Source organism: Curtobacterium sp. Curtsp22 (genome assembly GCF_059492135.1).
This window is the reverse complement of the sequence record NZ_CP168519.1, coordinates 1,768,038-1,780,980: the sequence shown is the minus strand read 5'-3', so window position 1 is coordinate 1,780,980 and position 12,943 is coordinate 1,768,038. Positions and strand designations below refer to the sequence as shown.

At 72.8% G+C, this 12,943-nt stretch carries 10 protein-coding genes; 6 read left to right on the top strand and 4 right to left on the bottom strand.

Translation table 11 applies throughout. The features are described 5' to 3' along the window. The first annotated feature begins 37 nt into the window (after positions 1-37). From yczR to ACEN8D_RS08425, 3 genes are all read left to right on the top strand, one after another. A complete protein-coding gene (gene yczR, locus ACEN8D_RS08435) occupies positions 38-1,489 on the top strand; it encodes a MocR-like transcription factor YczR (protein WP_092384556.1) in 1,452 nt (483 codons plus the stop codon). 106 nt (positions 1,490-1,595) lie between these two features. Continuing rightward, positions 1,596-2,261: a DUF6518 family protein gene (locus tag ACEN8D_RS08430; protein WP_413399375.1), complete on the top strand. Its 666-nt coding sequence runs from the start codon at positions 1,596-1,598 to the stop codon at positions 2,259-2,261. A gap of 33 nt (positions 2,262-2,294) precedes the next feature. Next, complete coding sequence (locus ACEN8D_RS08425) at positions 2,295-5,804, top strand: efflux RND transporter permease subunit (protein WP_495601231.1); 3,510 nt, start codon at positions 2,295-2,297, stop codon at positions 5,802-5,804. Here ACEN8D_RS08425 and ACEN8D_RS08420 read toward each other — a convergent pair. Both ACEN8D_RS08420 and ACEN8D_RS08415 read right to left on the bottom strand, forming a co-directional pair. Continuing rightward, a complete protein-coding gene (locus ACEN8D_RS08420) occupies positions 5,801-6,112 on the bottom strand; it encodes a hypothetical protein (RefSeq protein WP_309889576.1) in 312 nt (103 codons plus the stop codon). The genes ACEN8D_RS08425 and ACEN8D_RS08420 overlap by 4 nt on opposite strands. Positions 6,113-6,320: 208 nt before the next feature. Continuing rightward, on the bottom strand, positions 6,321-7,460 hold the full coding sequence (locus ACEN8D_RS08415; RefSeq protein WP_495601230.1) for an alpha/beta hydrolase: 1,140 nt from the start codon (positions 7,458-7,460) through the stop codon (positions 6,321-6,323). Positions 7,461-7,600: 140 nt separating this feature from the next. Between ACEN8D_RS08415 and ACEN8D_RS08410 the strand changes: the two genes are divergently transcribed. After that, positions 7,601-8,455 (top strand): PPK2 family polyphosphate kinase, encoded by an 855-nt coding sequence (locus ACEN8D_RS08410; protein ID WP_071294488.1) that lies wholly within the window; start codon positions 7,601-7,603, stop codon positions 8,453-8,455. Between the two features lie 270 nt (positions 8,456-8,725). Continuing rightward, positions 8,726-10,786, top strand: a complete 2,061-nt coding sequence (locus ACEN8D_RS08405) for a DEAD/DEAH box helicase (RefSeq protein WP_413461677.1) — start codon at positions 8,726-8,728, stop codon at positions 10,784-10,786. 130 nt (positions 10,787-10,916) lie between these two features. Here the strand turns inward: ACEN8D_RS08405 and ACEN8D_RS08400 are convergent, their stop codons facing one another. Next, positions 10,917-11,426: a mycothiol transferase gene (locus ACEN8D_RS08400; RefSeq protein ID WP_413399396.1), complete on the bottom strand. Its 510-nt coding sequence runs from the start codon at positions 11,424-11,426 to the stop codon at positions 10,917-10,919. Positions 11,427-11,462: 36 nt separating this feature from the next. Next, positions 11,463-12,029, bottom strand: coding sequence for a MarR family winged helix-turn-helix transcriptional regulator (locus tag ACEN8D_RS08395; protein ID WP_309889448.1), 567 nt, complete (start codon positions 12,027-12,029; stop codon positions 11,463-11,465). 236 nt (positions 12,030-12,265) lie between these two features. On the opposite strand from ACEN8D_RS08395, the gene ACEN8D_RS08390 reads away from it, so the two are divergent. Then, positions 12,266-12,865 (top strand): hypothetical protein, encoded by a 600-nt coding sequence (locus ACEN8D_RS08390; RefSeq protein ID WP_309889450.1) that lies wholly within the window; start codon positions 12,266-12,268, stop codon positions 12,863-12,865. Positions 12,866-12,943 lie beyond the last annotated feature (78 nt).

Sequence of the window (12,943 nt, the reverse complement as noted above, 5' to 3'; positions counted from 1 at the left end):
ACTGCGGGTCGAGAGCCAATTCCGCTACCGTGGATCCATGACCCCGGTCCTGCTCAGTGCCCGATCCGCAGCACTCCTCCTCACCGACTGGCGCGCCGGTACCGACGCCCCCGCGTACGAGGCGCTGTCCGACGCGCTGCGCGTGCTCGTCATCGACGGCCGGATCCCGCAGGGCGTGCGGCTGCCCGCCGAGCGGGGGCTCGCCACCGCGCTGGGCGTCTCGCGCACCACGGTCGCGAACGCGTACTCGAGGCTCCGGTCCGACGGGTTCGTGGTGTCGCTCCGGGGGTCCGGCAGCGTGGTCCGGCTCCCGGCCGGGCTGATCGGCCGACCGGACCCGGAACGGCTCGGCGGCGTCGTCGACGACGACCTGCTCGACCTCCGCAAGGCCGCACTGCACGCGGCTCCCGGGATCGCCGAGGCGGTCGAGCGCGCGGTGCGGCACGTGCCCGCGGCGCTCGCCGGCATCGGGTACGACACCGTCGGGGACCCCGGGCTGCGCGCGGCGATCGCCGAGCGGTACACCGAACGCGGCCTGCCCACCGACCCGTCCCAGGTCGTCGTGACGATCGGGGCGCAGCACGCGATCGCCCTGCTCGCCCGGGTGCTCGTCCGCCGGGGCGACGCCGTCCTCGTCGAGTCCCCGACCTACCCGCACGCGCACGAGGCCTTCCGCGAGGTCGGCGGTCGACTCGTCGGCGTGCCCGTCGACGCGCGGACCGGGTGGGACGCCACGGCGCTCGAGACCACGATGCGCCGCACGGCGCCGGCGGTCGCGTACGTCATGCCCGAGCTGCACAACCCGACCGGAGCGACGATGTCCGCGTCCACCCGGGAACTCCTGCTGTCCGTCGCTGCGTCGACCGGGACGACGGTCATCGCGGACGAGACCATGGGCGAGCTGCGGATCGAGGGCTCGCCGTCCCTGCCGCTGGCAGCGGCCGACCCGTCCGGGGCATCGGTCGTGATGATCGGGTCGGCCGACAAGGTGTTCTGGGGCGGCCTGCGGATCGGTTGGATCCGCGCCGCACCGGCGCTCCTGCAACGGCTGCTCCTCGCCCGTCCGACGGGCGACCTCGGCACGCCCGTGCTCGACCAGTTGGTCGCGCGGGAGCTCGTCCCGCGGACGGCGGCGGTCCTGGAGGCGCGGCGCGAGTACCTGCGCCAGGGTCGCGACGACGTCGTGGGTGCGTTGCGCGCGCGGCTCCCGGAGTGGGACGTGCCGTCGCCGGCGGGCGGGTTGACGACGTGGGTCGGGCTCGGGCGCCCGGTGTCGAGCGCGCTGGTGCTCGCCGCACGCGCCGAGGGCGTCGTGCTCGCGTCCGGCGGGGTCTTCGGCCCGGACGGTGGGTTCGAGCGGTTCCTGCGGGTGCCGTTCACGATGTCCCCGGCCGACCGGGTGCGGCTCGTCGACGTGCTCGAACGGTCGTGGGCGCGGATCGGCGGAGACGCCGCCGGCGTGCGGGGGTCGCTCGCCGCGGTGGTGTGACGCGCCCTCCTCGCTCGGCAGTGTCATCCTCCGGGGTGACGCTCCTCGTGCGATCTGGCTCTGCGGAGTGATGCGTGCGACGCCCGGCCACCGGGATCCTGGTCCCATGGAGACGACCATGCACGCCGGCACGACGGCCCGTCCGGCGCCCGCTCCGACCCACGCGGTGCCCGCCGCCGCCCGGGTCTCGATGGCGCTCACGGGGGCACTGCTCGCCGGGGTGCTCACCTCGTTCGGGCAGGCGGTGCCCGGACTCTCCTCCGTCGCGAACTCCGCCGGACCCTGGTTCGTCGTCGCGGCTGCGCTGTGCCTGCTCGCCGGTGTGCGGTCGGGGCGCTGGGCGTCGCCGGTCGCGATGGTGCTCGGCGTCGTGCTCCTCGAGCTCATGCACGTGGGGTACTGGGCGACGACGAACCTGCGCGGCTACCCGGACGTGCTGTCGATCACGAACTTCTGGGTCCTGATGGGCATCCCCGCCGGGATGCTCGCGGGTGCGGTCGCGGTGGCACTCCGGTCACGGGACGTCGGGTGGCGCGGGGCAGCGCTCGGGGCGACCGCCGCCGTGCTGGTCGGCGAGGGCGTCCGGGCCCTGCTGCAGGTGGCGGACACCACGGGGCCGGTGACCTGCGTGGTCGAGATCGTCGTCGGCCTGGCGGTCGTCGTCGTGGCGGTCGTGACGGCTCGGACCCCGCTCGGCCGGATCGTGGCGCTCGCGACCGGCGTGCTCGGGACCGTGGGCGTGCTCGGCGCGTACCTCCTGCTCGACGGCTGAGTGCGTCGTGGTGCACCCTGCAAGGATCGGGGTGTGCACCTCCTCTCGGTCTTCAGCCTCCGCAACCGGGCGCTCATCGCGCTCGTCACCGTCGTCGTCGCGGTGTTCGGCGGCATCGCGCTGACGAGCCTCAAGCAGGAGCTCATCCCGAGCGTCCAGTTCCCACAGGTCGCCATCGTCAGCGCGTACCCCGGTGCCACGCCCGAGGTCGTGTCGAACGACGTGTCGACGAAGATCGAGCAGGCGATCCAGGTCGTGCCGAACCTCGAGTCGACCACCGCGACGTCGTCGACCGGGCAGAGCGTCGTCTCGGCGTCGTTCGACTACGGATCGAACCTCGCCAGCGCCGAGGACAAGATCCAGACCGCGGTGAACGCCCTGTCGCTCCCGGACACCGTGCAGACGCAGATCGTCACCGGCTCCTTCGACGACCTGCCCGTGCTGCAGCTCGCCGTCACGGGGAAGGGCGACCAGGAACAGCTGGTCGACCGGCTGAACGCCACGGCGATCCCCGACATCGAGAAGCTCGACGGCGTCCGGCAGGCCGACGTCTTCGGCAACCCGGGGCGCCGCGTCGTGATCACCCCGGACACCGACGAGCTGGCGTCGCGGGGCCTGAGCACCCAGTCCATCGCGGACGCACTCGACGACAACGGGACGCTCGTCCCCGGTGGCACGATCACCCAGGACGGCACGACGCTGTCGGTGCAGACGGGGGAGCGGATCGCCTCGATCAAGGACATCGAGGGGCTGCCGTTGACCGCGTCGTCGAGCGGCGGGTCGTCGTCCGGGGCGGGATCCTCCGGCAGCTCCTCGTCCGGCGGTGCGGCGGACGCCGGGGCAGGCGCGACCGGCGGGGCGGGCGCGACCGGCGGGGCGGGCGGGGTTGGCTCGTCGGGCGGGGCGGGCTCGACCGGGGCCGTGGACGCGACCAGCGGGACGGCGGCGAGCAGTGCGGCGGGGGCGGACAGCACCTCCAGTGCGACCGCCGGTGGATCGACCGCCGGGACCGCCGCGACGACGCCGACCACCATCGGCGACGTGGCGAAGGTCGCGATCGAGGAGTCACCGCGCACCTCGATCAGCCGCGTGAACGGCGAGACGGCACTGACCATCGCGATCACCAAGACGCAGGAAGCGAACACCGTCGACGTCTCGAAGACGGTCCGCGACGCTCTCCCCGGCATCGAGGCGAAGGTCGCCGGCGACCCCCGGTTCACCGTCGTGTTCGACCAGGCGCCCTACATCCAGCAGTCCATCGACTCCCTCGCCGAAGAGGGGCTCCTCGGCCTCGGGTTCGCCGTCGTCGTGATCCTGCTGTTCCTGCTGTCGGTGCGGTCGACGATCGTCACCGCGATCTCGATCCCGACCTCGGTGCTCCTCGCCGCGATCGGCATGCGGGCGACCGGGTACACGCTGAACGTCATCACGCTCGCCGCGCTCACCATCGCGATCGGGCGCGTGGTGGACGACTCGATCGTGGTCATCGAGAACATCAAGCGGCACCTGCAACCCGGGGTGGACCGGACCCGGGCGGTGCTCGACGCCGTCCGCGAGGTGGCCGGCGCCGTCACCGCGTCGACCCTCACCACCGTCGCCGTCTTCCTGCCGGTCGCGTTCGTCGCGGAGCTCGTCGGCGAGCTGTTCCGGCCGTTCGCCCTGACCGTCACGATGGCGCTCGTGGCGTCGCTGCTGGTGTCGCTGACGATCGTCCCGGTGCTCGCGTACTGGTTCCTCCGGACGCCCGCCGCCGGTGGCGCCGTCGCTGGTGGTGCCGCCGCCGGTGGAGCCGGTGGCGCTGCTGCCGGCGGTGCTGCTGCCGGTGGGGCGGCTGCCGACGGGTCCGCTGCGACCGCCGCGCTGTCGTCCGCCGAGGACCTGCACGACGCCGGCACGTCCGACCGGCTCCGGCGCGGGTACCAGCCCGTGCTCCGCTGGGCCATCGGTCGGCCGGCGCTCGTGGTGGTCCTGGCGGTGCTCGTGCTCGGCGGTACCGCGGCCGCCGTGCCGTTCGTCAAGACGAACTACCTCGGCGACTCCGGGCAGAACACCTTCACCGTCACGCAGGACCTCGAGCCGGGGACGAGCCTCGACGAGCAGTCCGACGCGGCGAAGGAGGTGGAGCGCGTGCTCCGTGGCGTCGCGGGTGTGCAGACCGTGCAGACCACCATCGGGACGAGCGGGCAGTCGATCCAGGCGGCCTTCGGGGGCGGGGCGTCGGCCTCCGTGCAGTACAACGTCACGACGGACGCCGGCGACGACCAGACCACCATCCAGTCCACCGCGCGCGACCGAATCGACCGCATCGACGGCGTCGGCGAGGTCAGCCTCTCGTCGGCCGGTGGCGGCTTCGGCGGTTCGAGCGACATCGAGGTCGACGTCACCGCGCCGACCCAGGCAGAGCTCCGGACCGCGGCGGCGTCGGTGCTGCGCGAGATGCGGAAGGTCGACGGCACGACCGGCGCGACGAGCAACCTGTCGGCGTCCGAGCCGTACCTCGCCGTCCGGGTCGACCGGCAGGCCGCCGCCGAGCGCGGGCTGACCGAGACGCAGGTCGGCGGGATCGTCGCCGCGGCGGTCTCGCCCCGCGACACCGGCACGATCGAGATCGACGACGCGACGCTCGACGTGTACATCGCCGACCCCGAGCCCCCGACGACCGTCGCCGCACTGCGGTCGCTGTCCGTCTCCACCTCGACCGGGTCGGTGCCGCTGTCCGACCTGGCGACCGTCGAGCAGTCCGAGGGGCCGACGTCCATCACGACGTCGAACGCCGTCCGGACGGCCACGATCACGGTGACCCCGGACTCGACGAACCTCGGCGCCGCCGTGCAGAACGTGACGGCGGCCGTCGACGCGCTCGACCTGCCGCGTGGCGCATCCGCCGAGATCGGCGGTGTCGCCTCGAGCCAGTCGTCGGCGTTCAGCCAGCTCCTGTTGGCCATGCTCGTTGCGGTCCTGATCGTCTACGTGATCATGGTCGCCACGTTCCGGAGCCTGCGGCAGCCGCTGCTGCTGCTCGTGTCGGTGCCGTTCGCGGTCACCGGCGCGCTGCTCCTGCAGATCGTGACGGGGATCCCGCTCGGTGTGGCGTCGCTGATCGGCCTGCTCATGCTCGTCGGCATCGTGGTGACGAACGCGATCGTCCTCATCGACCTCGTCAACCAGTACCGGCGCCGGGGGCTCCGCGTGCACGATGCCCTGATCGAGGGTGCGACCAGACGACTCCGGCCGATCCTGATGACCGCCCTGGCGACGATCTTCGCGCTGCTCCCGATGGCCGTCGGGCTGACCGGCCGGTCCGGGTTCATCTCGCAGCCGCTCGCGCTCGTGGTCATCGGCGGGTTGGTGTCGTCGACGCTGCTCACCCTCGTGGTGCTGCCGTCGCTGTACGCCCTCGTCGAGGGGCTCTTCGAGCGGCGGGCCGACCGGCGGGCGGCGCGTGAGGCCGCGGCGGGGGAGGCCACTGCGCGTGAGACCACTGCGCATGAGACCACTGCGGGGGATGCCGCGGCGCGTGGGGCCGCGGCGGGGGAGGACTAGCGGCGGTACTCCGCGTCGATCGCCGAGATCGGGTCGACGACGGAGGCAGCCGGCGCCGCCGCGGGTGCCTCCTCGCGCTCGACGGCACGGAACCACGACACGAGGACGCACGTCAGCGTCACGAGGAACACCACGCCGGCGGCCTGCGACAGCACGGTCATCCGTCCCGTCACGGCCGCGTACCCGCCGAAGGCCACCGCGGCGGTGAACGACAGACCGAGCAGGAGCTCGGCGAACGTCTGCAGCGAGGAGTGCCGCTCCCAGCGGGAGGCAGTCGCGTGTGCAGGGCGCATCGAGGTGTCGGTCACCCCCGAAGTCTGCGGTGCGCGGTCGGCGAGCGGCAGTCCCGACTCCGGGTGCCACCCGGCCGGGGCACGTGGCGGCCGGTGCCGGTTCCGGTGCCCGAGTCTCGGCCCCGCGGACACTTTCGCGTCCGCACCGTCCGAGGAACGTCCGCCGAACCGAGACTCGGGGCCGCGGCGGGCACCAGCCACGCGCGGAGGCCCCGGCCGCGCGTCAGCCCAGGTGCTCCCGCAGGAAGCTCGCCACGCGCTTGCTCATCGCCTCGTCGAGCTGCGCGATGGAGTGCGCCGACCCCTCGACCGCGACGAACGTCACCGGCACGTCGTGTCGTCGGAGCGTCGCCGCGAACTCCTGCGACTCCCACAGCGGGATGAACTCGTCGGTGGAGTGGCCGATGAAGAACGGCGCCGTGTCCGAGGTCACGTGGTACTCCGGCGATGCGCGGGTCGCGGCCGGACAGTCCGAGTATGTCCGGCAGCCGAGGTACAGCAACTGCTTCCGCTGGAACGCGGCGGAGACGCCGTCGGCCTCGGTCGACCGGGTCGTCAGGTTCGTGGGGCCGCTCAGGTCGACGACGGCCCGGATCCGGTCGCCCTCGGCGTAGGCGGTCGAGTCGTGGTCCGTCACGGCGAGCATCGCCGCGAGGTTCCCACCGGCGCTGCCCCCGAACACCCCGACCCGCTTGCTGTCGACGTCGTAGGTGGACAGCGTCGTCGGACGGAACACCCAGTCGAGTGCCCGTCGGACGTCGTCCAGCCCGGCCGGGAACGGGTCCGTCGGGGCGAGCCGGTAGTCGACGTTGAAGGTGACGAAGCCCTCGGAGGCCAGGTACTTGCACACCGATCGGTACGCGGCGGTGGCCTTGTCGCCGTGGGACCAGCTCCCACCGTGGATCATCAGGACGGCGGGACGCGTGCCGCTGGCCGCCTCGGCGACGGCAGCGTCGCCAGCACCAGACCCGTCCTCGGCTGCCCCGGCCCCGGCCCCGGCAGCGGCGACGCCGGCCGCGGCAGTCCCGGCACCACTCGCACTCCCGCCCCCGGCGGCGTCGGCCCCGACATCGTCCGGCGTCGCGGAAGCCGTCCCGCCCGGCGTCGACGTCGGGGTCCTCGTGGTGTCCGGCGCACTGTCCGCCGGCAGGCACACGTCGAGCCGCTGCAGCGCGTCCGACCCGTACGGCACGTCGGCGACGACGTCGATGCCGTGGTACCGGAGCGACAGCGGGTAGATGACGGGTCCGGCGGTCACCGTGCGGTTCTCGTCACCGACCGGGTCCGTGCTGCACGACGCGACCGCGCCGAGCGCCACGACCGCGGCGACGAGCGCGAGCAGCGTGCGACGGCCTGACCTCATCGGATCAACGGTAACCCGGTCCCCGCACGCCGTCGTCCACCCACGGGAGGAACCGACCGTCCCCTCCTCCGCCCCGAGGACCACCGCCGGACGAACCCGTCCGGCGGTGCCAGGATGGTGACGACCCCGCAGGAGGACCCGTGAGCCGTCGCAAGGCCTGGAACGCCGACCCCGAACCACTGCTCCGCGTCGAGGAGGGGTTCCGCCTCGACCGGGTCGACCCCGACGGCACCCCCGGCTTCCCGGGGCGGAAGATCGACGGGCTCGAGGCGCTCGCCGCCGGGGCCTCCCGACTGTCCGCGCTGCAGGAGCGCCTCTGGGCCGCCTCGACCGCCGGTGACCAGCGCCGTGTGCTCCTCGTGCTCCAGGCGATGGACACCGCGGGCAAGGGCGGGATCGTCTCGCACGTCGTCGGCGCGGTGGACCCGAACGGCGTGCACTACGCCGGGTTCAAGGCGCCGAACGCCGAGGAACGCGAGCACGACTTCCTCTGGCGCATCGAGCGACAGCTGCCGGGCGCCGGCCAGCTCGGCGTCTTCGACCGCTCCCACTACGAGGACGTCCTCATCCAGAAGGTCCGCGCGTTCGCCCCGCCGGAGGAGATCGAGCGCCGCTACGGAGCCATCGTCGACTTCGAGGACGAGCTCGCCGCGTCGGGCACGAGCCTCGTCAAGGTCATGCTCCACATCTCGAAGGACGAGCAGCGCGAACGACTCGGTGAGCGCCTCGACCGACCCGACAAGCACTGGAAGTTCAACCCCGGCGACATCGACGAGCGCCTGCTCTGGGACGACTACCAGGACGCGTACCAGACGGTGTTCGACCGCACCTCGACCGCGACGAACCCCTGGTACGTCATCCCGGCGAACCGCAAGTGGTACGCCCGGCTCGCCGTGCAGCAGCTCCTGCTCCGCACGCTCGAGGACATGCAGCTCACCTGGCCCGCAGCGGACTTCGACGTGGCCGAGCAGCGGCAGCGGCTCGCCGAGTCCTGACCCGCGAACGGTCCAGGAGGCACGGATCGCCCCCGCCCCGCAGCCCCGGCCCGGCGGTGGGCTGGCCAGCGACGGTCCGATCGCGTAGACTCACTCGGTCGGCCTTCGACGCCGTGACATTGCGATCACGGAGTTTTCGTTTGGGTGTGTGTTGCTCGAGGGCTGGATTCACGTCGATCCGCGACGGGAAGAACCCCCTCTCCGCACGCAAGCCCCCGCCGATGTCGCTGCCGGGCGCTGCGGTACGTTGCGCACCCCGAGAAAGTAGCCATGGCCCCGTACAACAAGGGCGGCGCGGACAACCGCGCCTCCGACCGTGTCCGCCACCCGAACGGCACCCCCGCCGCTCGCAGCAGCAAGCACCGCGGTTTCCGCGCCGCCGACCCGTCCGCTCCGCGGCAGAAGCAGCGGTGGGACGCCGAGGAGCGTCGCGGCCGCGCGGCGCAGGGCGAGCGCCCGAGCCGTCCGAACTGGGAGCCGCGCGACGGTGGCCAGGGCCGCCCGCAGCGTGACGACCGTGGTGGCCGTCGCTTCGACCGCGATGACCGCGCTCCGCGTCGCTTCGACCGCGACGACCGTGCGCCCCGTCGTGACAACGACGACCGTCCGCGTCGCTCGTTCGACCGTGACGACCGCGCTCCGCGTCGCTTCGACCGCGACGATCGTGCCCCGCGTCGCTTCGATCGTGACGACCGTGCTCCCCGTCGTGACGACGACCGCGCCCCGCGCCGGTTCGACCGCGACGACCGCGCGCCCCGCCGTGACGCCGACGACCGTCCGCGCCGGAACTTCGACCGCGACGACCGCGCTCCCCGCCGGTTCGACCGCGACGACCGCGCTCCCCGTCGTGACGACGACCGCGCCCCGCGCCGGTTCGACCGCGACGATCGCGCCCCGCGCCGGTTCGACCGTGACGACCGTGCGCCCCGCCGGTTCGACCGTGACGACCGCGCTCCCCGTCGCTTCGACCGCGACGATCGTGCGCCCCGCCGTGACGCCGACGACCGTCCGCGCCGGAACTTCGACCGTGACGACCGCGCCCCGCGCCGCTTCGACCGCGACGACACCGAGCGCAAGCCCTTCGTCCCTGCCGACGACGTCAAGCTCGAGAAGCTCCAGGCCGAGGCGACCCTCGCGGCCGACGTCGAGGGCGTGACCTTCGCCGACCTCGGCATCGGCGGCAACATCTCCCGCGCCCTGGCCGAACTCGGCGCCACGAGCCCGTTCCCGATCCAGGCAGCGACGATCCCCGACGTGATCGCGGGCAAGGACGTGCTCGGCCGTGGCCGCACGGGCTCCGGCAAGACCATCGCCTTCGGCGCCCCGCTCGTCGAGAAGCTCATGGAGAACGGCGGCGGCACGAAGCGCAAGATGGGCCGCGCCCCGCGTGCGCTCATCCTCGCGCCGACCCGCGAGCTCGCCCTGCAGATCGACCGCACCGTGCAGCCGATCGCCCGCTCGGTGGGCCTCTTCACGACGCAGATCTACGGCGGTGTCCCGTACGGCCGCCAGGTCGGTGCGCTCGAGCGTGGCGTCGACATCATCGTCGGCACCCCGGGGCGCGTGCAGGACCTCATGAACAAGGGGACGCTCGACCTCAGTGAGGTCGTCATCTCCGTGCTCGACGAGGCCGACCACATGTGCGACCTCGGGTTCCTCGAGCCGGTGCAGGAGATCCTCTCCGCCACGGCCGAGGTCACCCCCGAGGGCAACCGCGCCCAGAAGCTCCTGTTCAGCGCGACGCTCGACGCCCAGGTCGCGTCGCTCGTCGAGCAGTTCCTGCACGAGCCGTCCGTCCACGAGGTCGCCGGTGAGGACCAGGCCTCGTCGACGATCGACCACCGCGTGCTCGTGGTCGAGCAGCGCCAGAAGGACCAGCTCCTCGAGGAGCTCGTCGCCGGCGCCGGCAAGACCATCGTGTTCGCCCGCACCCGCGCCTACGCCGAGCGGCTCGCCGACCAGTTCGAGGACGCCGGCATCCGCGCGACCTCGCTCCACGGCGACCTGAACCAGTCGCGCCGGCAGCGGAACCTGCAGCTCCTCACGAGCGGCCGCGTCAACGTGCTCGTCGCGACCGACGTCGCCGCCCGTGGCATCCACGTGGACGACGTGTCGCTCGTCGTGCAGGCCGACGCGCCCGACGACTACAAGGCGTACATGCACCGCTCGGGCCGCACAGGTCGTGCCGGCAAGGAGGGCACCGTCGTCACGATCGTCCCGCGCAGCCGTCGCCGCAAGATCGAGGGCATCCTCGAGCACGCGGAGATCGAGGCGGACCTCGTCGACGCCGCCCCCGGTGACGGGATCGTCGCCGAGCTCGCCGCGCGGTAGTCGCGAGCAGACGCAGGACGGGAGGCGCGGTGCCAGCTGGCACCGTCCTCCCTCGCAGGCTCGGTCGGCGCGCCCCGCGCAACGCTTCGCGTCGCCGCTGAGCGGGGCGCGCCCGTCCGTCACGACCGCGTCAGCGGGTGAAGAAGAGCAACCCGCGCACGTACCCGGCCTGCCCGGCGTGCTGCGTGCAGTCGTCGAGGATGCTGACGAGCCGAGCGCCCCGCGTGACGGGCGGGTCCCACTCGTCGTCGACCACCGGGTCGAAGTCCGCCGGCTCGAGCGTGCCGACGTAGGCGACCGTGCGGTCGTGCACCGCGCGGAGGTAGCCGACCAGCAGGTCCGCCGAGGCACGGACGCGTCCGACGTCGTCCCGCGACATGCCGTAGCCGAGCGCCTCGGCGGGGAACGGCAGTCCGAACCGCTCCACCCAGCCGTCCGCCGTCCACACCTGCTCGGTGCCCGCGAGGTCCGCGATCTGGGCGTCCTGCCCGCGCGCGATGTGCCACGCGAGCCAGGCGAGGGTGTTCGCACCGGCGGCCGGACGTGCGGCCAGCTGGTCCTCCGACAGCCCGCTGACGGCGCGCTCGACCGTGGCGGGGACGCGGGAGAACGCTTCGATGAGGAGTTCTGAGGGGGTCATGCCGGCAACGCTACGCGCGGTGTCCGACACCGTTCGTCACGGCTGCAGGCCGGCGATCGTCCCCGCGACGGAGACCGATCGCGAGTGGCGTTCGAGCGCAGCGCCGAGCCGGTCGAAGGCGTCGGCGAGGCCGGCGCGGTCGCCGGGGGCGATGACCTCGCGGAACGCCGACGAGTAGACGGCGCCGATCTCGCGCGCCACCTCGGACCCGGACGGGGTGAGGTGGAGGAGGATGCTGCGGCGGTCGTCGGGGTTCGGACGACGCTCGATGTGGTCGCGCTTCTCGAGCCGGTCGATCAGGCTCGTCATGGCACCCGTGGACAGCTCGAGGTACTCGCCGGCCTGCTTCGGGGTGATGCCCTCGCCGTCGGCGGACGCGAGGAAGAACACGAACCGGGCGTCCGTGGCGTTCAGTCCGCGGGTGGAGCTCTCGTGGTGCAGGACGCGCGCGTGCTGCATCTGCAGGACGCGGAACGCCGTCATCAGCTTCGCGACGTCGCCGTCCGGGTCGACCTCGGGGATGCCGACGGTCGGCGACACGGGGGCAGGGGGGAGCTGCGCGGCGTCGAGGGGTCGCGCGAGCGGGGTGGTGGTGTCCGTCATCGGGCGGCTCTTCTCGGGAGGGTGATCGCCAGCGCGATCGGTGGGACGGCACGGGCATGCCGCCGTGCTGCTCATTGAACAAGTATCTCACCGATTGAAGTACCCCCAACTGTGGGGGTGTAGCTTCCCTTGTGAGCCACACGGCGCTCAAGTAGCTTGATCGTCGTAGCAACCACGGCGCCGTCGCGACTAACCACCGCGGAACCCCGGCGCCCCTTTGGATCAGGAGCTCCGTCATGTCCCGTGTCACCCCGCGCGCTGCGCGTCTCGCCGCCTGGATCGCCATCCCCGCCGCTCTCGTGGCCTCGGGTGTCGTCGTCTCGACCGCGTCCTACTCGGCCTTCTCGGCCACCACGGTCAACCCGACCAGCAACTGGTCGGCCGGCAGCGTCGCCCTCACCGACGACGACAACAACACCGCGCTGTTCAACGCGACCGGCCTCAAGCCCGGCTCGACCGGTGCGAACTGCATCACGGTCACCTCGACCGGCACGCTGCCCTCGACCGTGAAGCTCTACGGCACGAACGCGGCGACGACCAACGCCCTCGCGTCGAACATCAACCTCACCGTCGAGCAGGGCACGGGCGGCGGCTTCGGCTCCTGCACCGGCTTCACCCCGGCGTCGACGAGCGGCACGCTCTACAGCGGCACCGTCGCGGGCTTCGGCTCGGCCTCGACCAACTTCGCCACGGGTGTCGGCACCTGGGCGCCGACCGGCAGCGGCTCGGAGTCGCGCGTCTACCGCTTCACCTACACCGTCTCGAGCACCGCACCGAACACCGTGCAGGGCGGCACCGCGGCCCTCGGCTTCACCTGGGAGGCCCAGAACAGCTGAGCCGGCGGCGCCGGAGCGTGATCGACGCTCCCGCACCCACCGCGTGACGTCCGGGACCGAGCCCGACCCGGGCCCGTC